21 protein-coding genes and 1 riboswitch are annotated in these 18704 nt (G+C 55.8%); of the genes, 13 read left to right on the top strand and 8 right to left on the bottom strand.

Translation table 11 applies throughout. From position 1 onward, the window contains the following. Nucleotides 1–92: 92 nt before the first annotated feature. Nucleotides 93–437, bottom strand: a complete 345-nt coding sequence (locus CBW65_RS01235) for a hypothetical protein (protein ID WP_157721698.1) — start codon at nt 435–437, stop codon at nt 93–95. Then, nucleotides 418–511: riboswitch (cyclic di-GMP riboswitch) on the bottom strand. It overlaps the preceding gene by 20 nt. A gap of 238 nt (nt 512–749) precedes the next feature. Here CBW65_RS01235 and CBW65_RS01230 point away from each other — a divergent pair. Continuing rightward, entirely contained in the window at nt 750–1628 is an 879-nt protein-coding gene (locus tag CBW65_RS01230) for a hypothetical protein (protein ID WP_087455214.1), read from the top strand. A 16-nt stretch (nt 1629–1644) separates the two neighbouring features. Next, nucleotides 1645–3054 carry a tyrosine-protein kinase domain-containing protein gene (locus CBW65_RS01225; RefSeq protein ID WP_087455213.1) on the top strand — a complete coding sequence of 470 codons (1410 nt, stop codon included), beginning with the start codon at nt 1645–1647 and terminating at the stop codon, nt 3052–3054. Nucleotides 3055–3104: 50 nt separating this feature from the next. Here CBW65_RS01225 and CBW65_RS01220 read toward each other — a convergent pair whose 3' ends face one another. Continuing rightward, nucleotides 3105–4121, bottom strand: coding sequence for a glycosyltransferase (locus tag CBW65_RS01220; protein ID WP_087455212.1), 1017 nt, complete (start codon nt 4119–4121; stop codon nt 3105–3107). A gap of 167 nt (nt 4122–4288) precedes the next feature. On the opposite strand from CBW65_RS01220, the gene CBW65_RS01215 reads away from it, so the two are divergent. Next, nucleotides 4289–4516, top strand: coding sequence for a hypothetical protein (locus CBW65_RS01215; protein ID WP_087455211.1), 228 nt, complete (start codon nt 4289–4291; stop codon nt 4514–4516). Nucleotides 4517–4662: 146 nt separating this feature from the next. Continuing rightward, entirely contained in the window at nt 4663–5895 is a 1233-nt protein-coding gene (locus tag CBW65_RS01210) for a dicarboxylate/amino acid:cation symporter (protein ID WP_087455210.1), read from the top strand. Between the two features lie 44 nt (nt 5896–5939). On the opposite strand, the gene CBW65_RS01205 is transcribed toward CBW65_RS01210, so the two are convergent. The 4 genes from CBW65_RS01205 to CBW65_RS01190 all read right to left on the bottom strand — a co-directional run bounded on the left by CBW65_RS01205 (nt 5940) and on the right by CBW65_RS01190 (nt 10605). Continuing rightward, a complete protein-coding gene (locus CBW65_RS01205) occupies nt 5940–7811 on the bottom strand; it encodes a tetratricopeptide repeat protein (protein WP_087455209.1) in 1872 nt (623 codons plus the stop codon). A 12-nt stretch (nt 7812–7823) separates the two neighbouring features. Continuing rightward, complete coding sequence (locus CBW65_RS01200) at nt 7824–9056, bottom strand: MFS transporter (RefSeq protein ID WP_087455208.1); 1233 nt, start codon at nt 9054–9056, stop codon at nt 7824–7826. Further along, on the bottom strand, nt 9049–9618 hold the full coding sequence (locus tag CBW65_RS01195) for a flavoprotein (protein ID WP_157721697.1): 570 nt from the start codon (nt 9616–9618) through the stop codon (nt 9049–9051). The genes CBW65_RS01200 and CBW65_RS01195 overlap by 8 nt, the downstream gene beginning before the upstream one ends. Nucleotides 9619–10380: 762 nt before the next feature. Then, nucleotides 10381–10605 (bottom strand): hypothetical protein, encoded by a 225-nt coding sequence (locus tag CBW65_RS01190; protein ID WP_087455206.1) that lies wholly within the window; start codon nt 10603–10605, stop codon nt 10381–10383. A 192-nt stretch (nt 10606–10797) separates the two neighbouring features. Between CBW65_RS01190 and CBW65_RS23980 the strand changes: the two genes are divergently transcribed. Further along, the gene (locus CBW65_RS23980; protein WP_157721696.1) at nt 10798–10983 is read left to right on the top strand and encodes a hypothetical protein; all 186 of its coding nucleotides are present in this window, start codon (nt 10798–10800) and stop codon (nt 10981–10983) included. A gap of 119 nt (nt 10984–11102) precedes the next feature. Here CBW65_RS23980 and fabI read toward each other — a convergent pair whose 3' ends face one another. Next, complete coding sequence (gene fabI / locus CBW65_RS01185; RefSeq protein ID WP_087455205.1) at nt 11103–11873, bottom strand: enoyl-ACP reductase FabI; 771 nt, start codon at nt 11871–11873, stop codon at nt 11103–11105. 195 nt (nt 11874–12068) lie between these two features. Between fabI and CBW65_RS01180 the strand changes: the two genes are divergently transcribed. The 4 genes from CBW65_RS01180 to CBW65_RS01165 are packed head-to-tail and all read left to right on the top strand — an operon-like array spanning nt 12069 to nt 15288. Next, nucleotides 12069–12581, top strand: a complete 513-nt coding sequence (locus CBW65_RS01180) for a DUF4178 domain-containing protein (RefSeq protein ID WP_087455204.1) — start codon at nt 12069–12071, stop codon at nt 12579–12581. 32 nt (nt 12582–12613) lie between these two features. Next, entirely contained in the window at nt 12614–13351 is a 738-nt protein-coding gene (locus CBW65_RS01175; protein ID WP_087455203.1) for a YidC/Oxa1 family membrane protein insertase, read from the top strand. A gap of 53 nt (nt 13352–13404) precedes the next feature. Then, nucleotides 13405–13836: a hypothetical protein gene (locus CBW65_RS01170; RefSeq protein WP_087455202.1), complete on the top strand. Its 432-nt coding sequence runs from the start codon at nt 13405–13407 to the stop codon at nt 13834–13836. Between the two features lie 18 nt (nt 13837–13854). Further along, nucleotides 13855–15288, top strand: coding sequence for an NAD-dependent succinate-semialdehyde dehydrogenase (locus CBW65_RS01165; protein ID WP_087455201.1), 1434 nt, complete (start codon nt 13855–13857; stop codon nt 15286–15288). Nucleotides 15289–15304: 16 nt separating this feature from the next. Here the strand turns inward: CBW65_RS01165 and CBW65_RS01160 are convergent, their stop codons facing one another. Next, on the bottom strand, nt 15305–16120 hold the full coding sequence (locus CBW65_RS01160; protein WP_087455200.1) for a metallophosphoesterase: 816 nt from the start codon (nt 16118–16120) through the stop codon (nt 15305–15307). Between the two features lie 118 nt (nt 16121–16238). On the opposite strand from CBW65_RS01160, the gene CBW65_RS01155 reads away from it, so the two are divergent. From CBW65_RS01155 to CBW65_RS01140, 4 genes are all read left to right on the top strand, one after another. Next, a complete protein-coding gene (locus CBW65_RS01155; protein WP_087455199.1) occupies nt 16239–16754 on the top strand; it encodes a DUF402 domain-containing protein in 516 nt (171 codons plus the stop codon). A 68-nt stretch (nt 16755–16822) separates the two neighbouring features. Then, nucleotides 16823–17263, top strand: a complete 441-nt coding sequence (locus CBW65_RS01150; protein ID WP_087455198.1) for a hypothetical protein — start codon at nt 16823–16825, stop codon at nt 17261–17263. Nucleotides 17264–17334: 71 nt separating this feature from the next. Beyond that, on the top strand, nt 17335–17877 hold the full coding sequence (locus CBW65_RS01145; RefSeq protein ID WP_087455197.1) for a hypothetical protein: 543 nt from the start codon (nt 17335–17337) through the stop codon (nt 17875–17877). Between the two features lie 193 nt (nt 17878–18070). Then, nucleotides 18071–18697: a class D sortase gene (locus tag CBW65_RS01140; RefSeq protein ID WP_087455196.1), complete on the top strand. Its 627-nt coding sequence runs from the start codon at nt 18071–18073 to the stop codon at nt 18695–18697. Nucleotides 18698–18704 lie beyond the last annotated feature (7 nt).

Below are 18704 nucleotides of genomic sequence, written 5' to 3'. Positions count from 1 at the left end.
TGCCGTGATGGCACAGGGGCTGTTGTTTTTGTATAATCAAAAAGAAAACCTGCTGCCGTTACGGCAACAGGTGCGGATGTCGGATCAAGATGTTAGAACAGTTGCATGTTTTCTTCGAATAATTGATTAATCTTGTCTTGATAAAGATACAATAATTCCGAATGTTGTTGCAACATTTCCCAGTTATCGAACAATTCGCGGTTCTCTTGGTAGAAACCGTTCTGTTCAAGGACTAAGTTGTGATCCCGCTGGATAAAGGATTGCAATTGTTCTGGCTCCAGGGCAGCAGATTGTGTGAATCCAATGCCTTCTGCGTTTGACATCATATCAGGCACGTTGAGCATGACAGACATCGAACCGGCGAGTACTCCCAGGACCAAAGCAACAGGTAAACGGAAACGCACTTCTCTCTCCCCTTTCGGCAACCCGGCTGCCATGGCGTGTTGATCGTTCTCGCTGTAGGCCCGTAGCTTTGCGTCCCGTCCTTTCGAACGGTTTGCCGTTTCGTGTGGATTTTACAAAATTCGACATTTGGCAGATGATTCCTTATACTAAGACTATGACGATAGTTCCATATTAGGATATAATTAAACCAAAGTCAAGACATCAGCAGGACTTATAGCCTAGTATTTAGAAGATTTTATTACTTCGGGATTCGATTCAATAGTTCTGGAGTACCAAATTTGACTTAAATTATTAAACCACAGAGATGACTCTGATTTATAGCAGGAAAAGGGGCATGCTGCAAGATGGGAACTGAAGAGCGAAAGGACAAGCTCCGCTCCGAGTCGAAAGAGGCAGGTTTTTTCGAAGCGCTCCAGGCCGTCGAGGAACAGGCAGGGGGGCTGAGCCTGCCTGTGGACGGAGAGCGGTTGACGCCACGCAGCGTCAGGACGCAGGCGTTGAAAAAGCAAGCGGCAGGCGCATGGAAATTGCCGAAATGGGTCTTGGCGCTGATCGGCGCTTCACTGCTCGGCAACATCGGCCTTGGGGCGTTGTATGTCCTCAAACAGGACGCTGCGCCGGCCAAGGTCGCCGACCCTGCAGTGCAAGAAGAGGCAGAGGAGCCGCCGAAGAAGGCAGAGGCGGTGACCACCTTTTTGCCAAAGACGGTGGTCTGGAACAAACAGCAGCTTAAGGAGCTGACCGAGGCGGAACGCCGGGAAGTGGAAAGCCAGCTGGCGGCGATGCCGACGGGGCGGTATTTTATTTCCGGCTTTTTCAATCTGGTGTTTATCCCCGGCGTCAGCAAGCTGGAGATGGATGAAGAGGGCGCGGTGAAAGTGCAAATGTTTTTGCACAACGGCTTTCTGCGCAATTTCACGCCAAAGCGGATTGCGGTCAGCGCGTACTATTATGAAGGCGTGATTTTCAACGGCACCGTCGAAGGGCCGCTCGATGAGTGGCTGCCGGGCGAAGTGCGGATGCTGGAGATGACGTTTTCACCCGATGAGGTCAAAGATCCCAAGATGGTCAAGAATCTGATCGAATACAAGGCGGAGCAGGACAGGCTGTCGATTCAGGCGCGGTTTGCCGTCGATGAACCAAACGTGATGAACCCGCTCGTCACCGAGCCGGTCTGGATGTTCTTCAACACGCATACGGCTATGACCGGAGCAGGCAAATAAGGGAGGTGGAACCGGCATGTTAGGCTATCTGTGGAAAAAGTATCTCAACGCGGTCAAGAAACGCCTTGGCCTGTTGATTTTGATCGTCGGATTTGCGGTCGGCACCTCCACCTATTTGAGCATGTTTGTGGTGACGCCGACCTACAAGGCGACAGCAGCGCTGCTGGTCAACACCGACCCGACGATTTCGGCCGAGTACCTGCTCAATGAAGTGATGACCAACCAAAAGGTGATCAAGACCTACAACGAGATCATCAAAAGCCACCTCGTGCTGCAAGAGGTGATCGACAAGCTGCATCTGCAGATGAAGCCCGATGAGCTGGGCACGAAGATCAAGATCGTCAACAACACCGACTCATCGATCTTTACGATCACCGTCACCTATTCCGATCAGGAAGCGGCGATCGTGATCACCAATGAGCTGGCCCGCGTGTTTACGCTGAAGATCGGGCAGTTGATGCAGGTCGACAATGTGGTCGTCGTCGACCGGGCGACGATGGACACTTCGTCCAAAACATCGCCAAACGTGACGATGAACATCGCGATTGCGCTGATTTTGTCCACGATGGCGGCAGTCGGGGCGTTTGGCGTGCGGGAGTATCTCGACCCGACGATAAAGAGCCGGGAAGAGATCAAGTTCGAAACGGGCTTGGCGACGATTGGCGAGATTGGCACCTGGTCGCCGCGACGCCGCTGGCTGGGTCTGAAAAGCGAAGTGGCGGCGGCGAGCGAACTGCCGCAGCTGAAGCTGAACCCGACCAAGCGCAACCGCCGCGTGCTGGAAGGGTACCAGCATCTGTACCGCAACCTGCTCCCCGTGCTGACGATGGAAGATGTGCGCACGATCGTCGTCACGTCGACGCTAGATGGGGAAGGCAAAACGACGATCCTGACCCACCTCGGCATCCTGATGGCGCAAAACGGCCATGGGGTGCTGCTGCTCGACGCCAATGCCGAGCAGCCTGTCCTGCACGGTCTCGCGCCGGGCGGGGCGGAGGCGGGGCTGTGTGAATTGCTGCTTGGGGAAGCGGAACTGGATGATGCGATTCGCCCGTCGGTGATCGCCGGACTGGATGTCCTGCCGCTGGGCCGGGCTTCGCTTCCGGCGCTGCGCTCGATGGCGGAAGGTCGTTTGGAGGACCTGATGCCGGAACTGCGCGACCGCTATGACATCGTCCTGATCGACAGCGGCGCGATGAACTCCTCGCTGCTGCCAAATGCGCTGGCCAAGCATGCTGACGGTGTGCTGCTCGTCATCAAAAGCGGCAAAGTCGCCCGCGAAGCAGGTGCGGTCGCCGTCGCGGGTCTGCGCCAGGCGAACGCCAAGATCGTTGGCGCCGTGCTGAACAAAAACGAAGGCCACTCCAGCCGCCCTCCGTTCCTTTTGGAGCGCGTGCTGCAAAAAGATATTGAGATCAACCAATAACTAAAAGGGACTCGATGCGTATCGAGTCCCTTTTGGCGTCTATGAGCTTATTATACGCAAGGCGCCGCCTTGCAGATCGAACGGTACATCTCGAGGAACGTGTCGCGCTCGCGCTCCAGCGAATAGTGTTCAGCGATGGTGCGCAGCGACCCTTGGCTCAGCTTCTCGCGAACATCCGCATCGGTGACGAGCTGGATTGCCTTCTCGGTCAATTCTGCACCGCTGTCGTAGAGGAAGCCGTTCTCGCCGTCCTGGATCAGGTCGCGGTTGCCCGGCACATCGGAAGCCAGCACCGGCTTGCCGATCGACATCGCTTCGAGCAGGGCGTGGGAGAGGCCTTCGGAGGAAGAGGTGTTCATCACCACATCGGACGCCCGGTACAGGTCGGCGATCTCCTCATAAGGCACCGCGCCGAGGTAGCGGGCAAACGGGCTGTCTGCAAAAGCAGCTTCGACCTCGGCCTGCACGTTTTCATCCAGCACCGGCCCGACCAGCACAAAGCGCACCTGCGGCAGCTTGGCATGTGCCTGTTTCAGCGGCTCAAACGCGTCGAGCGGACGTTTCACCGGGCGCAGGCCGGCGACGAGCAGGAACAAAAACTCATTGTCCCCAAGGCCAAAATCGGCCCGTTTCTTGCCCGCCCCCTCGGGCAGGTCGATCCCGAGGTTGATCACATGCGACTTGTCTGCTGCCGACGGTCGCAGCGTCGCGAGGCGCTCTTTGGCGTCTGCTGTCAAAAAGACGATCCCGGACGCGTAATCGACCGCTTCGGTCATCGTTTCGGTCGTATCGGGATGGCCGAGATGCTCGTTGACATCGGTGCCGGTCATCGTCAGCACAAACGGCTTGGCGTGGCGCTTGGCGTGTTGGACGATGTGGCGTCCCGTGACGTACGCATTGTAGGAGTGTATGATATCTGCCGCTGCAAAATCCGGCTCGGACACTTGGTCGAGCGGCTTGATCGTGATGTTGATACCGAATGGGCGCAAGTTGCGCTGCAACCGCCCGGAATAAGTCCAGTTACCGCCAGAAGGCTGGTTCGGCGGAAGAACAATCAGGATGTTCATGAGGATCGTTCCTTTCGTACGCTAATGGTACTACTTTACCCTGACTTTCGATTCACTACTGTCACCTGAACTACATTTTTTGCGTTTTGCCGCGATTTCGGGCCAACTTGTGATATGATGAAAATGATGAAATCAAGAACTCTTTTTAAATGAACGAGGTGAGAAACATGTCACTGTGGTTCCAATCACCGATGCCGAAGAAGGCTCAGGTGTTCTTTTTCATTTACGTGCTGCTGATCATGACGACGTTCGCTCTGGTCGGGATCACGTTCTCGATGTTCCATTACGCGCTCGCAGGCATCTTGCTGCTGGCGGCCGTGCTGATGACCGGCATCGGTTTCATGATTCGCAAGCGCGTGCTGCGCAGCATGGGCGCGTTTGATCAGGCAGAATAAGCGTAGTATCACCATCGCCGCTTTCCTTAGGAAAGCGGCTTTTTTTATGCAACCAAAAAGATACTAAGGACATTTTGTGTCAAAAGGAGTACGATTATTTAGGAAAGATACTGATGATCTATACATGTAGAAAGTGGGCGGCTGTTATGAAAATCAACTTCAAGAATCTGACCGTTCAGGTTTTGACCGCGATTGTGATCGGAGTCCTCGTCGGGCATTTCTTCCCGTCTTTTGGCACGGAGCTGAAAGTGCTTGGCGATGCATTTATTAAAATGATCAAAATGGTGATCGCGCCGATCATCTTCTTTACGATTGTCATTGGCATCGCGGGGATGGGCGATATGAAAAAAATAGGCCGCATCGGCGGCAAAGCGTTGTTGTATTTTGAGATCGTCACCACGTTTGCCTTGGCGATCGGTCTGCTTGTCGTGTCCCTGATCAAGCCGGGCGCGGGGCTGGACATCTCGGCGCTGGGCAAAGGGGATGTCTCCAAATACACCGAGGCTGCAACGGAAAGCCACGGGTTTGTCGATTACCTGATCGATATTATCCCGGACAGCTTTGTCGGTGCACTGGTCAACGGCGAGATGCTGCCGGTGCTGTTCATCGCCGTGCTGTTTGGTCTGGCGCTGGCGAGACTGGGCGAGAAAGGCAAGCCGATCTTGCAGCTGTTTGAAAAGATCAGCGAAGTGTTCTTCGGCATCGTCAACATGATCATGAAATTCTCGCCGGTCGCCGCCTTTGGCGCGATGTCGTACACGATCGGCAAGTTTGGACTGAGCTCCTTGTTGTCGCTGGGCCAGCTGATGGCTGCTGTCTACATCACGATGATCTTGTTTGTCGTCCTCGTGCTGGGCACGATCGCGAAAATGTACGGATTTAACATCTTCTCGTTCCTGAAATACATCAAAGACGAGATTCTGCTGGTGCTCGGGACCTCTTCGTCCGAGTCGGCCCTGCCGAACCTGATGAAAAAACTGGAGCAATACGGCGCGTCCAAGCCGGTCGTCGGACTGGTTGTACCGACCGGGTATTCATTTAACCTGGACGGCACCTCGATCTACTTGTCGATGGCGACCTTGTTTATCGCGCAGGCGTTTGGCGTTGATCTGTCGCTCTGGCAGATCATCACGATCCTCGGGATTCTGATGTTGACCTCGAAAGGGGCGGCAGGCATCACCGGGTCAGGGTTTGTCACCTTGGCGGCGACTTTGGCTGCGCTGCCGGGCCAGCCGATCCCGGTCGAAGGCATGGCGCTCTTGCTTGGCGTCGACCGCTTCATGTCGGAAGCGCGGGCGATCACCAACCTGATCGGCAACTCGGTGGCGACGGTGGTCATCGCCAAGTCGGAAGGCGAGTTTGAACCCAAAGATGTGTAAGCAAAAAGCACGCAGGCCGTTACCAGCTGCGTGCTTTTGCTTTTTTAGATGATCATTTGCGTGATCGACTGGTTGATGATGTACGGGCCGTTTTCGAGGAACTCAGCTGCGTGCGCAGCCAGCGTGCCTTTGACGAACAGCTCGGCGAAACGCGGCGGGAGCAGTTCTTGCGCTTCTTGGAACACGCTCTGCGCCTGCTCGATGTTGCCGAGTTTGAGGTGGCAGAGGATGATCGACTGGTAGGTCTTCGTGAGGCGCAGATCGCCCGTTTCCCGTTTCAGGTTTAAGATGCGCTCATACCACTGCAAGCTGTCTTCGAAGCGCTCCATCTGGAAATACGTGTTCGCCAGCGGGCGAAGCGCGATCTCCGCGTTAAACGAGTCGGCATGCGCCATGCAGATGTCATACGTGCGCTCGTAGGCGACAAGCGCGTCTTCGTACTCACCGCGACGGTTCAAGATGTTGCCGTCGAAGTAGAAGAACTCTTTTTTGTAGATGTCCGGAATCTCTTTGACCGACTCGCCGACCGTGTTTTGCCAGAGGTCTTTGGCAGCATCGTAGTCTTTGGCAAAGTAATGCAGGTAGGAGATGTTGATCGACAGGTTGTAGAACAGGCGGAGCGGAAGTTTCGGGTCTTCCAGCTCTTCCATGACGTTGCCTTTGGTCATGTGCGAGAACGGCTTGATGCCTTCATAGGCCGAGTTCGCGTAGTCGAGCGCGAGCGGGATGTCCCGGTCGTGCAGGTAGGTGACATAGGCCAGGAAATTGTACAGCCAGCAGCGTTCGTACACCGTGTCGAAGTCGCTGCGCCCTTCGGTCAGGCGCAGGCCTTCGTGCAGGAACTGTTTGGCGATGTCCCAGCGCCCGACGCGCTTGCCGTAGCAGAGCGCGAGCAGGTGATACGCTTTCGTGCGGTCGGCCATGTTGCCGGCGTAGTCGTGCATCAGCGTGAAAGCGTGGATCGCTTCCGGGTACATTTCCATGAAGGCGAGAGCGACGCCTTTTTTGCGCCAGACGTGGAAGCGAATCGCACGCTCGTCTTCCGGGGAGAGCTCCGGCATGCAGGCGAGCACCGCATCGCCCAGGGTCAGCGTGTTGTCGAGGTTGTAGACCATCATCACGCTGTCCAGCTTCTTCTTGATCTGCTCTGCGTCCCAGTTGCCTGCAAAGAGCGAATCGACCATCGCGCGGATGTGATCGGACGGCGCTTCGCCTTCCAGCGGCAGGGGAGCGGCGGCAACAGGAGCGGTTTTGGAACCGATCAGTCGCAACGGCTTCAGCGCGTCGGCGATCACCCCAAGCAATTTTTCGATCGACTGTCCGGTGTCAGACGTGACCGGGCGGCCGCCGTTGTCGTACTGCCCTTTTTGCAGGATCAGCACGATGCCTTCCGCCTTCAGGTTGTGCAGCAGGTGGTACAAGGTCTGCAAGGAGAGGCGGTCGGTATGCTGCACATCGTGTATGGCGATGACCACCGGCTTGTGCTGCGCCAGCTCTTTGAGCACGAGCGCGGCGAAATGCATCAGTCGGAAGCCCCATTGAATGTCGCGGTTCAGGCGCAATTCCGACCAGGAGTAGGAGACGTGGAACACGCTTTGCTTGCCTTCGTAGGTGCCGGGGAACAGCCCGTTCACTTCGCGGAAATAGTCCTGTTCGACCCATGCCCATTGCGACCAGATCTCCCGCGTCTCTTGCAGGAGCTGGCGGATCGGGCCAAACACATTGCGGTCAAGCAGCGGCAGGGTGGTGCGGAAAAACACGCCGTCCATGCCGGCAAAAGCGGCAAAGGACGCGTCGAGATCGGACGGCTGTCCGTTTTCAATCCAGATGGTCTTGCCGGACGATCTGCCTTCAAACAGGGCGTGGACGGCAGCGGAAACTTCGGTCGAGATGATTTGATCCAGCATCACGTTCATGCAGCGAACCTCCTAGGCGATTTTGCGTAATGGAGTGAAATAAGAAATCAGTCCGGCGCCGACGATCATCGCCGTGGCGAGCAGATAGGTGATCACCGATCCACTGGCGAGACCGATCGTTATGCCGCCGACCACACCGGCCAGCGGGATGCAGCAGTTGGAGATCGACGTGATCGCCCCTTCGACGCGGCCAAACATCTGGTTGTCGATGTTGCCTTGCTTATAGGCGTTCAGAATCACGTTCATCACCACGACGCTGCCAAGCAGAATGCCAAGGCCAAGCCCGGTCGCGATCCAGTTCGGCACCAAAGCGATCAGTCCGCCGCCGATGCCGCCGCCAAAGATCATCATGAAAGTGAGCAGCGGGCCGCGCCGGAAGCGCTTGGTCAGCTGCGGCGTGACCAGCGCGCCGATGATGCCGAAGATGCCGACCGAAGAGAAGACGAATCCGACGCGCCACTCATTGGTGTCCAGCGTGTCGCGCAGGTAGAAGATCAATGTCGACATCACGAGGCCAAGGCCAAAGTTGGCGAGCATCGAGATCGCGCCGATCGCGCGCAGGTCGATGCGGTTCCAGCCGTACGCGAACCCGTCGCGCATATCCTGCCAGATCGTTTTCGGCGCCTGTCCGCTTGCTTCCGGACGGGGAATCTTGCCGATCAGCAGCACGCAGAAAGCCATCACGAGGTAGGAGAAGGCGCAGACGAAGATCGACCACGGCGTGCCGATGGCGGCGAGCATCGCGCCGGCCAGAATCGGTCCGAGCAGGCGGATCGAGTTGTCGACGAGCTGGAGCTGGCCGTTCGATTTGATCAGCTGCTCCTTGTGGACGAGGTTCGGGACGATCGCCGACATCGAGATGTCGACAAAGAAGGAAAGTGAAGAGATCACAAACGACAACAGGAAGATATAACCCATCGTCAGCAGGTCTGCCCAGTAGAGCAGGGGAAGAGAAATGATCAATGCCATACGTGCTATATCGCAGACCATCATGATCTTACGGCGATCAGAACGGTCGATGATCACACCGCCAAGCGGCAACAAGAGGATGAACGGCAACGTTTCAAACGCAAACACCGTCCCCATCTGCACCGAAGACCCGGTCAGGTCATAGGCCAGCCAAGGCAAAGCGAGCAGATAGATGTTGTTGCCAAGTCGTGAAAAAAAGAGGCCAAACAGCAGATAATAAAAACGGGTGGTCTGCTTGGGAAGAGGTGAGGCGGGTTGTGCCTGCAGGTTAGACATACAGGCCCTGCCCCCTCAGGGTTTCTTCCAGGCGCGGGATGAACTGGGAGAAGCCAGGCATCGCGCCTTGCACTTTCTGGCCGGTCGAGAGCTGAATCGCTTCTTCTTCGCCCGGATCGATGATCAGGTAACCGTCTTCTTTGAGCTGGTGCATGTTGCGCTGCATCGCAGGGCGGTTTAGCATGTGTTCGTTCATGTTCGGGCAAAAGACGACCGGGCATTTCGCAGCCATCGCGGCGGTGGAGAGCAGGTCGTCGGCAATGCCGTTGGCAACTTTGCCGATGATGTTGGCGCTGGCCGGGATGATCACCATCAGGTCGGCCCACGTCGTGAGATGAATGTGCGGAATTTTAAATTGATCGGTCGAGTCGGTCGACTTCAAAAATACATTTCCATCGATAAAATAGTTGACCGTTTTGCTTTGCAGCATCGAAGCGGCGCTTTCCGTCATGATGACGTGGACGCTGGCGCCCCAGGTGCTGCGCAAAGCGGCCAGATAGTTTTGAATTTCAACGGCGCCGATCGAACCGGAGATGCCGACGAGTACGTTTTTGATGTCCATAAAATCCCCTCCGTGTATGGAAGAAAAGCCCGGATGGCAGCATCCAGGCTTTTCATTTGAAAAATGCATGTGATTAGTCAGTGACTAGCAAACCCATACTTGATCTTGCATGCTTGTCACCTCCGCTTCGTATTTCGACAGATAACGGAAACTAGCAGATGAAGATCGGGTCGGTTACTACCATGGTTTGTCACCTCCGTTTCGTATTTCGACAGCACGGAAACTAGCAGAGGAAGATCGGGTCGGATACTACCATGGTTTGTCACCTCCACTTCTTAGTAATCGTACAGTTTATCTCAAACTAGCAGAGGAAGATCGGTTCGTAGCTCATGCTTGTCACCTCCCAACCTGTAGGTAAAAAGCAGTCGGACTAGCAGAGGTATACCGGATCACGCATGTTTGTCACCTCCTTATTTAATTTAAGGTTCTTGTATATATAAATACCACGCAAATTCTCAAAATCCTACCGAGGAATGAAAAATATTTGAAAAAGTGCAAAAATAAATAATTAAAGTCCGAGTTGGGAATCAACCCGGACTTTGTGACCTGCAGACTAGCAGATCCAGATGTTGATGTCGCCGAACGTGATGTTGCGCTCCATGTCGAGTCACCTCCAGATGGTTAGTGAATTAATAAATCAGGTTCTAACAAGTAAATTCTACACATAGGAGCGAAACTCCTGTCAGTAAATTCAGATTAAAATAAAAAAACCGCCGCTTCCCATAAGCGGCAGTTCTCTGGTACTGTGGACAGGCAGTGTTTTTAATCGTAATGAATGGTGGACGGATGGTCGTAGTCGCCGCCGTAGACGGGAATCCCGCCGCGGGACTCGATCTCGGTGAGCACTTTTTGCAGAATGGACTCGCCTTCTGCATTGAGGCAGCGTTTGAGCTGGTTCATCGCATCTTGATGATAAGCAAGTTCTTCAATGGTCCATTTCTCGTAGGGCACGTCTTGCAATTCATTGAGTGTGCGTCCAACGTACATTCGCGTCACCTCCTGCAGTAGCTAGGATGTGCCGTGGGCGGACACACTATGCCAAAGGGGGAAGAGGCTGTGATCACCGTAACGGACCGCGCCAAAGCGGCGCTGCACGCATACAAGACGGAAGGCGACTGGCTCACCTTGCGCTTTTTCATTGAAACGGAAGGCGGCTGAAGCGCCGCGACGTATTATGATTTGGCTCTGGATGAGCCAAGAGCAGACGATGAAGTGATCGACGCCGGCGACGGGATTCGAGTCGTCGTGGACAGAAGTTCCTGGTTCTTCGTCGACGAACCGCTGAAGATCGACTACGATCCGGAGGAAAAAGTGTTCCGGATCAGAGCGGCAGGCTTCGTGATTCCGGACAAGATCCGGCTGTAAAAAGCGCAAGTGATCGCGGGTGGTTGCAGGTTGCAGGTGAAAGCGGCTTTTTCTGGTTGCGTCATGAAAAAGCGGCGTGCAGGGTTACCCTGCACGCCGCTTTGTTATTGGTGGTGATGTTACGCCATGATGTGGTAGCCGGCGTCGACGTGGATCGTTTCGCCGGTGATGCCGCTGGCCAGATCGGAGGCGAGGAAGAGGGCCGTTTTGCCGACTTCTTCCTGGGTGATGTTGCGGCGCAGCGGGGACTTTTCCGCCACTTGCGGGAGGATCGACGTGAAATTCTTCACGCCGCGCGCAGCCAAGGTGTTGATCGGGCCTGCCGAGATCGCGTTGACGCGGATGCCTGCCGGACCGAGGTCGTTCGCCAGGTAGCGCACGCTGTGCTCCAGCGCTGCTTTCGCCACGCCCATGACGTTGTAGTTGCCGACGATGCGCTCGCCGCCGATGTAGGTCATCGTGATGATCGAGCCGCCTTCTGTCATCATCTCTTTCGCCTGGCGCGCGATGGTCACCAGCGAATATGCGGAGATGTCATGCGCAAGATGGAAACCTTCGCGGGACGTGTCGACAAACGTGCCTTCCAAGTCTTCCGCTTTTGCGTATGCCAAGGAGTGAACGACCCCATCCATCGTGCCCCATTGTTCCTTGAGCTGCCCAAACGCAGCGGTGATCTCTTCGTCGCGGGTGACGTCGACCGAAATCAACGGCGAACCCGGCATCGTCGATTCCACAAGCTTCTGCACACGGGACTCCAAACGCTCCCCTTGGTAGCTGAAGGCCAGAGTTGCGCCCGCTTCGTGCAGCTGTTTTGCGATCGCCCATGCGATGGAGCGGTCATTGGCAACGCCCATGATCAAGAACTTCTTACCGGCTAACAGTTGGTTCATATTCAATCTCCTTTGTGAGTAGAATGCACTCTTAGTACCTAGTACTATATTGACTGATTTCCCCGCAAAGGACAAGCCCCGCCTTTTCCATATTTTATTCACGGGGTAAACTGATAGAAGGTGAAACTCTTCCGGGGTTCGCCCGTATACTACCTGCAGGTCTTTGCAGAACGCTGTGACAAGGGGAGTCGGTCTATGGGATTTTTCGATAAGATTAAAGGAATCTTCGGTGCGGACAAAAAGGAATCGGAAGAACGCACCTTGGCAAATCTAAAGGTTGGCGATATTGTGTCCTGTGACCTGACCGACTATGAAGTCGCAGGCATCACCATCTATCGCGGCGGCCCCCGCCAGCGCATCGGCTACCTGCTGAACGACGCAGGACGCAAGTGCTTCCTGCTGGTGGAAAGCCAGGAAATCATCCGTTCCTACCTGTATGAGACGATCCAAGCCCGTCTGGAGAACCCGGACGCGGTCAATTACGAGATGATCTACGACGGCGTGTCTTATTATGAAAAAGTGCGCGGCGAGTCGAACGTCAACACGGTCGGCACCAGCGCCTTTAACACGGTCGATCCGGTCTACTGGTGGATGCATGTGGCCGACAGCGGACAGGCGATGCTGATCGAATGGCAAAACGGTGAAACGATCTTCCGCATCGGCACGCAGGTCAAGCCGGAACACATCACCATCTACGCAGCATCATAAACTTTGAATAAGAAACGGGAAGAGGGAGAAGGATGAGCAACTGGGGAGTCATTCAATTTTTGGCCGGGGTGCTGCACCCTGTGCTGAACACGATTGAAGGTTTTGTCCACGACTGGGGTCTGGCTGTCATTTTGTTCACGTTGCTGGTTCGGTTGGTCTTATTTCCGTTTTCGATCCGTCAGGCCCGCTTTGCCTGGAAAAACCGCAAGTTCTCCCGAGCGATGCAGGAGTTGCGCAAGAAATTGGGCGACAAACCGGAAAAGCTGCGTGAAGAGACGACAAAGCTCGCCTTGGAGCACAAGTTTAACCCGTTTGGCGCGATCGGCACGGCGATCTTGCAGATGCCGATCTTTGCGGCTGTCTACGCCTTGTTTTACCATTTCGGCAGCGACATCACCTCGGTGCTCGTGCCGTGGGCTGCGGCGCTTGGCGTGAGTGACCCAACACACGCTCTGCCGGTTCTGGCGGCGCTCTTCACCGCCGGCGGCGCGCTGGTGCCGCTGATTCAGCCGGAAGGGGTCGAGCAGGTCGCCCTGATGAAAAAAATGACCCCGATGCTGATGATGCTCCCGATCATGCTGTTTGTGCTCTGGAAAGCGCCGGTGGCGATCTCGCTGTACATGAGCACCACCGCCGTCTGGGGGATGCTCGAACGCACGTTTTTGCGCAGCAAGTTTGCTGTGATGCGTTTCCGCCTCGACCCGGATGCCAATTTCTCGGGCGTGCAGGGAGGAGTCACAGCCTCGGAAGACGAAACAAAAAAAGCGTAGCCTTTTGGCTGCGCTCGTTTTTTTACATACGCGATTTAAAAGGAGAGGGTAAGATGCGTTACACGGTCGTCCCGATCATCCATGATGAGCCGTTGACTTTCGGCGCACAGCATCTGCCTCTCGACGGGGCAGAAGGCGAACAGTGGAAAAAAGCGATGCAGAGCCTGCATCCGCGTTTGTTGCCGTCTTTGAAAGAAAACGCTTTGCTGTCGGAAGAAGAAAGCGAATTCTGCGTGGCCGGCGGCATTTTTGATTATGAGCGGGGCCGGGAGCTGGTTATCGACGGCACCGAGCTGCGTTTGTCGCACTGCGCGGAGAACTTTTTCGACTTTTTGATGTCACCTGAAGACTGCCTGCGCGTTTTGGCAGAGCGGGTTGAGCACGTGCCACAGATCAACAGCACAGAAGAGCACCGCGAGCGGCTTGCCATGCTCACTTCCTGGTGGGAGCAAGGCTTTCGCGTGCTGATGCTGCAACATCAATAAGCGAGGAGAGTTGCCCCCATGACTTCACCTTCCAATAAACTGTACATAAACGGCAACTGGATTCCGGCTGCCGACACGTTTCCGATCATCGACCCGGCCACCGGAGATATCGTCGGCGATGCGGCCGACGCCGATGCGGACCTGGCTCTGCAGGCGGTGGAAGCGGCCCATGCCGCATTTCCGGCCTGGTCGAAAACAACGGCACCGCGCCGCTCCAAGCTGCTCTACCGCTGGTATGAGCTGATCATGGAGCACCGCGATGAGATCGCCACCCTGCTCACCTGCGAGATGGGCAAGCCGTTCCCGGAGGCGAAAGGCGAGGTCAGCTTTGCCGCGAACTTCGTGCTCTGGTATGCGGAAGAGGCGAAGCGCATCTACGGCGACACCGTGCCGTCCAACGAGCCGAATAAGCGGATCACCGTCCTGCGCCAGCCGGTCGGCGTCGTCGCGGCGATCACCCCGTGGAACTTCCCGGCGGCGATGGTAACGCGCAAAGTCGCTCCCGCTCTGGCGGCCGGCTGCACGGTGATTCTCAAGCCGGCCGAGCAGACGCCGCTGACGGCGATCCGCCTCGTCGAGCTGGCCGCAGAAGCCGGATTCCCGCCGGGCGTGATCAACCTCGTGACGACGAGTTCTCCGGCCGAAGTCGGAACGGTGCTGACGACCGACCCGCGCGTGCGCAAAGTCACGTTCACCGGGTCGACCGAAGTTGGCAAACTGCTCTATCGCCAGGCGGCCGACACGATCAAGCGGATCTCCTTGGAGCTGGGCGGCCATGCGCCGTTTATCGTCTTTGAAGACGCCGATCTCGATCTTGCGGTCCAAGGCGTCATCGCCTCCAAATACCGCAATGCAGGGCAGACCTGCATCTGCACCAACCGCGTCTATGTGCACGAGAGCATTGCGGAGACGTTTGCCGACAAGTTAGGTGAGGCTGTCAGCCTCCTGCGCGTCGGCCATGGCATGAAAGAAGGCGTGCACATCGGTCCGCTGATCGACGAGCAGGCGTTGGCGAAAGTGGAGCGTCATGTGCAAGACGCTTTGCAAAAAGGGGCGACACTGCTCACCGGCGGCAGTCGGGAAGGCGATAGAGGCTACTTTTTCCAAGCGACCGTGCTGAACAACGCGACCGAAGAGATGCAGATTGCGACGGAAGAGACGTTTGGCCCGGTAGCGCCCCTCTTCACCTTCCAGACGGAGGATGAGGTGCTCGCCCGCGCCAACAACACGCCGTACGGGCTGGCTGCTTATTTCTTCACCCGCGACATCGGCCGCGTTACCCGGATGCAGGAAGGCTTGGACTACGGCATCATCGGGGCGAACGACCCGGCTCCGTCGGCGGCGATTCAGGCGCCGTTTGGCGGATTCAAAGAGAGCGGTCTCGCCCGCGAAGGGGGCAAGTACGGTCTCGACGCGTTCCTTGAGACCAAGTACATCTCGCTGGCGTTTTAGCGTATAAAAAAACACCCTACGCAGCGGTGCGCAGAGTGTGAATGGTGATCTCCGGACGGGTACCGAGGCGGACGTTAAAACCAGCCTGGCCCATGCCGTCGGAGATGTAGATGTTTTTGCCTTGGACGTTGTGAGCGCCGGAGATCACGTTCGACTTCGGCAGCTCGCCCATCGGGAACAGCTTGAACGCGCCCGGGATCTTAAACTGGCCGCCATGCAGGTGACCGGAGAGCATCAGGTCAAAGTGGTGCCCTTCCATCTCCAGCACGATGTTCGGGTCGTGCGACAAGACGAGGTTGATCCCGTCTTGCACGCCGCGGAACGAGCGCGGGATGTCCGACTTGCCGAGGCAGAAGTCGTCGATGCCGATGATGTTCAGGCGCTTGTCGCCGAACAGGATCGACTCGCACTCGTTTTCCAGCACGTTGACGCCTTTTTGGCGAATCATTTCGCCGAGGTCTTCGATGCGGTCGCCGAGGTAGTGGTCATGGTTGCCCCAGACCAGCCAGATGCCGTGCTGCGGCTTCATGGCGACAATCGCGTCGAGGTACAGCATAAATTTATCCAAGTTCTTATAGTTATCCAGATAATCACCAGTCATCACGATCATGTCCGGCTTGGCCGCAGCGATCGCGCCTGCAAAGCGGGCCGGAGAGATCGATTGACGTTCCATATGCAAATCGGACAACTGCACGATGCGCAGCTCCGAGAAACCGCCGTCCTTCTCCAGGGTCATCTCGACTTCACGGATGACCGGGCGGAACGTGTTCCAGTGCGCATACGACAGCAACAAAGCAATGGCAACAGCCACAATCATCAACATGAACAACATCGAGAGTCACCTTCCTTCGCATGTATAAAATTTGTTTGGTTCATGTTATGTCAACAAGAATTGATTCTAGCACGGAGCCTGTCAAAAGATCGACCCACAAATCTTGGAGGGAAGCCCAATGAAACAAGTTTGGATGCAAAGCTACAAGCACGATGGACGCGATCACCGCAAATGGGTCAAACTCTATGAAGTGCCCGGCGAGCCGGGCGTTCTCTGGATCGACCCGGACACGCCGGTTGTCGAAGCGGACGGCTCCGACTGGTCTTCTCCGTTTCCGGTGATCTACTGGGTGCATCCTGAAAAGTGGTACAACGTTGCGATCCTCTGCAAAGAGAGCGGCACCGGCTACTACTGCAACATCGCGTCTCCGGTCGAATATGACAGCGAGCACCATCTGTACCGCTTTATCGATTACGACGTCGATCTGATCGTAAATGTTGACGGCGTCTACGAAGTGGTCGATGAAGAAGAGCTGACCGAGCATGCCCACGCGATGAAGTACCCGCAGGAAATTTTGCATAAAATTGCCGAAGCGACAGCCGAGCTCGTCGCGCTGTTCGAAGCGCAGGAAGGCCCGTTTGATCCGGAGGCGCGCAAACGCTGGACCCAGGCTTGGATCGACGCGACCACTTGATTGTTTGCATGAGAGTTGGCCTCTTCACAAACACTAGCCAAGACTAGCGAGGAAGAGGTGAAACTCACATGGAATTCGTCGACAAACAAGTGCTCGTCGCTGCGTTCCCGAGCTATCAGAACGCGCACGAGACGATGCAAAAGCTGCACCGCGCCGGGATCAACGACTTTACCGTCCTGTACCTGCAGAACAAAGGCGATGAAAACGGCGACGGCGTGGAAGGCTTCTACCCGACGATCACGCCAAACATCCAGAGCGTGATCGACGGTCCGGTGCAAGGCGAAATGGAAGCGCCGCAGCTGTACGTGCTGCCCGGTTATCAAAACCAGCGCACCCAAGTGGGCATCGAAGACCGTCTCGAGTCTTACGGTGTCCCCGAGTCTACTGTCGATCAGTGCACCGCACAGATCCAGCGCGGCAACGTGCTTGCTGTCATCCGGGACAGCGGACGCATGGATAACATCGCCCAGCTGCTGAAAGCGGAGACCGATTTTGTACAACTTGTCTGATTGCAGTAAAAGCCTGCCGATTGCGGCAGGCTTTTTTGGGTATTCTAACCTCAACAAAGGAGTTGAAGCACATGTACAAATTCAAAACGATGCTGGCGGTCGCAGCGCTCACGGCGGTGGCTCTGACCGGTACGGCACAGGCTGAGACCACCACGGGCACCTCCGATGTCCAGACCCACAATCACGGCGAGCACGACCATAAGCAAGTCCACAAGCACAAGCACCTGACCGATGAGCAGAAACAAGCGCTGATCGACGCCGGGGTCGACCTCAAGCAACTGCATGCGACCCACGATCAGATCCGCACGGAGTTTGAAAACCTGCATGCTCACAGCAAGGCGATCCATGAGAAAGTGGATGCTTCGAAAGACGAGAAGCTGCAGGCGCAGGTCAAAGCAGACCTTGAGCAGTTCCGCACGATCATGGGGCAGCTGAAGGAGTCGAAGCAGGAGTACCGCGCGCTGAAACAAGAGCTCCGCGCGGCGGCCGACGCGAAAGATAAGCCGAAGATCAAGTCCACTTTTGCCAAACTGCAAACCAATCAGCAGCAGATCGTCAAACTGCTGCAGGCGGCCGATAAAGAATTGCAGAAAGAGCTGGCCAAACTGAAGTAAATCTGAGCACCACACATCAAGCTGATCCGTGACCGGGTCAGCTTTTTTAGCATTTCACAGGATGATACTAAACAGTAATGTAAATGCGAATAAAAATTTCACTTTCTAGAAAAAGTTGCACAACTCTTGAACCGAAAAATAAGATACAATCTATTTATTGAAGACTCAAGTTGATAGAAAGGAGGCATACCCGATGCCGAGAGCGTCTTGGAAACAGAACCGGATCGTGCACAGCAGTTTGTGGCTGGTGCTGTTGATCGGAGCGGGCTTGATGATCTGGCCCGAGTTTGATGAATGGAACCAACAGCGCAAACAAGATGCGTTGCTGACCGTCTGGACGCAGAATCAGACACAAGAGAAACCTTCTGCAGCGAACGATGCTCTGGCCGCGCCTGCACCCGAATACAAAAACATCAACGGGATTCCCGTGATGGGGGCGATCGTGATCGACAAGATCGGTCTGCGTGAACCTCTGCTGCAGGGCGCTGGGCCGGAGCCGCTGGATCTTGGCATCGGGGTGGTGGAAACGACGAGTTTTGTTGCCGACACGGATCATTTAGTGCTGGCGGGACACCGCAGCCTAAAGCCGGGTAAGCACTTTAACCGTTTGGGGGAGTTGGTGCGCGGCGATACGATACTGATCGAATCGTCTCAAGGTACGTTCACATATGGGGTCGAACGTTCCTTTTTGGTAGAGCCTGATGATCTCAGCGTTTTGACGGCAAGTTCGGACGAAACGGAATTGACGCTGATCACCTGCCATCCCATGCGCAACCCGACTCACCGGTTAATAGTAAAAGCGACCCTGCTCAAGGGGTAAGTGAGGG

This window comes from Tumebacillus avium, assembly GCF_002162355.1.
Classification (GTDB): Bacteria; Bacillota; Bacilli; order Tumebacillales; family Tumebacillaceae; genus Tumebacillus_A; species Tumebacillus_A avium.
Note: the sequence above shows the minus strand (reverse complement) of the source record. Positions and strands in the feature narration are given on the sequence as shown.

Bases quoted from the DNA above. Each gene is read 5' to 3' on its own strand.
- CBW65_RS01235 (WP_157721698.1), bottom strand. From the start codon at position 437: ATGGCAGCCGGGTTGCCGAAAGGGGAGAGAGAAGTGCGTTTCCGTTTA.
- CBW65_RS01230 (WP_087455214.1), top strand. From the start codon at position 750: ATGGGAACTGAAGAGCGAAAGGACAAGCTCCGCTCCGAGTCGAAAGAG.
- CBW65_RS01225 (WP_087455213.1), top strand. From the start codon at position 1,645: ATGTTAGGCTATCTGTGGAAAAAGTATCTCAACGCGGTCAAGAAACGC.
- CBW65_RS01220 (WP_087455212.1), bottom strand. From the start codon at position 4,121: ATGAACATCCTGATTGTTCTTCCGCCGAACCAGCCTTCTGGCGGTAAC.
- CBW65_RS01215 (WP_087455211.1), top strand. From the start codon at position 4,289: ATGTCACTGTGGTTCCAATCACCGATGCCGAAGAAGGCTCAGGTGTTC.
- CBW65_RS01210 (WP_087455210.1), top strand. From the start codon at position 4,663: ATGAAAATCAACTTCAAGAATCTGACCGTTCAGGTTTTGACCGCGATT.
- CBW65_RS01205 (WP_087455209.1), bottom strand. From the start codon at position 7,811: ATGAACGTGATGCTGGATCAAATCATCTCGACCGAAGTTTCCGCTGCC.
- CBW65_RS01200 (WP_087455208.1), bottom strand. From the start codon at position 9,056: ATGTCTAACCTGCAGGCACAACCCGCCTCACCTCTTCCCAAGCAGACC.
- CBW65_RS01195 (WP_157721697.1), bottom strand. From the start codon at position 9,618: ATGGACATCAAAAACGTACTCGTCGGCATCTCCGGTTCGATCGGCGCC.
- CBW65_RS01190 (WP_087455206.1), bottom strand. From the start codon at position 10,605: ATGTACGTTGGACGCACACTCAATGAATTGCAAGACGTGCCCTACGAG.
- fabI (WP_087455205.1), bottom strand. From the start codon at position 11,873: ATGAACCAACTGTTAGCCGGTAAGAAGTTCTTGATCATGGGCGTTGCC.
- CBW65_RS01180 (WP_087455204.1), top strand. From the start codon at position 12,069: ATGGGATTTTTCGATAAGATTAAAGGAATCTTCGGTGCGGACAAAAAG.
- CBW65_RS01175 (WP_087455203.1), top strand. From the start codon at position 12,614: ATGAGCAACTGGGGAGTCATTCAATTTTTGGCCGGGGTGCTGCACCCT.
- CBW65_RS01170 (WP_087455202.1), top strand. From the start codon at position 13,405: ATGCGTTACACGGTCGTCCCGATCATCCATGATGAGCCGTTGACTTTC.
- CBW65_RS01165 (WP_087455201.1), top strand. From the start codon at position 13,855: ATGACTTCACCTTCCAATAAACTGTACATAAACGGCAACTGGATTCCG.
- CBW65_RS01160 (WP_087455200.1), bottom strand. From the start codon at position 16,120: ATGTTGTTCATGTTGATGATTGTGGCTGTTGCCATTGCTTTGTTGCTG.
- CBW65_RS01155 (WP_087455199.1), top strand. From the start codon at position 16,239: ATGAAACAAGTTTGGATGCAAAGCTACAAGCACGATGGACGCGATCAC.
- CBW65_RS01150 (WP_087455198.1), top strand. From the start codon at position 16,823: ATGGAATTCGTCGACAAACAAGTGCTCGTCGCTGCGTTCCCGAGCTAT.
- CBW65_RS01145 (WP_087455197.1), top strand. From the start codon at position 17,335: ATGTACAAATTCAAAACGATGCTGGCGGTCGCAGCGCTCACGGCGGTG.
- CBW65_RS01140 (WP_087455196.1), top strand. From the start codon at position 18,071: ATGCCGAGAGCGTCTTGGAAACAGAACCGGATCGTGCACAGCAGTTTG.